Raw genomic sequence first — 645 nt, 5'->3', positions numbered from 1 at the left:
CGCCCTGTTGCATTGACGATTTGAATCCAAGGCTGCTTTTTTCAGGAACGCCGTTTCGGCGCGGAGTTCGGAGTTCTCCCGCTCCAGCTCCTTGAGTCGTGCCCGTTCATCGAGCGTCACCTCGGTCTCGGTACCGCCGTGGGCCTGCCGGTACTTGTTCAACCAGTTCCGCAACGTCTCGGGGCCCACGCCGTAGGCCACCGCGACGTCCTTGATCGTCTTCGAGGTCGTGATGACCTCCTGGCACAGCTCATCCTTGAACTCCTGGCTGAACCGCCTGCGTGATGCACTCACTGCTGGATCTCATTTCGGTAGGCCCCTCACTTTAAGAGGGTCCACCGTCCGAGATCACCGCAGCAGGCCAGTCTGAACATCCAAGTTGCCGCACTGAGCACCTCGCAGAGTGCGCCGGTGATCGCCCGGGCGCGACTGCGTAAGGGCAACTCGGCCTCCGCGGCGGGGGCGGGCCGGCTGCTGGCGCAGTCGGTCAACACCGCCCGGGCCGCGGGGGTTCGTGGCCAGATTTTGTGCCGGGCGGACTCGGCCTACTACGGGTGGGCGTTCGTGGGCACCGCCCTGCGCCACCAGGTGGGGTTCTCTGTCACCGCCCGGATGGGCGTGTCAGATGGTCTGTGTGAGTTGATC

The 645-nt window shown here is 64.5% G+C and carries 1 protein-coding gene and 1 pseudogene; one reads left to right on the top strand and one right to left on the bottom strand.

Annotated features, from left to right (window positions below; translation table 11 throughout):
• Positions 1 to 294, bottom strand: a 294-nt coding sequence (locus CEY15_RS17900) for a transposase (RefSeq protein ID WP_141244345.1), incomplete at its 3' end; no start/stop codon positions are given.
• Between the two features lie 72 nt (positions 295 to 366).
• On the opposite strand from CEY15_RS17900, the pseudogene CEY15_RS17895 reads away from it, so the two are divergent.
• Positions 367 to 645, top strand: a pseudogene (locus CEY15_RS17895) (hypothetical protein); the annotation flags it as partial.

The sequence above is a fragment of the Dietzia natronolimnaea genome, assembly GCF_002289575.1.
Lineage (GTDB): Bacteria > Actinomycetota > Actinomycetes > Mycobacteriales > Mycobacteriaceae > Dietzia > Dietzia natronolimnaea_A.
Note: the sequence above shows the minus strand (reverse complement) of the source record. Positions and strands in the feature narration are given on the sequence as shown.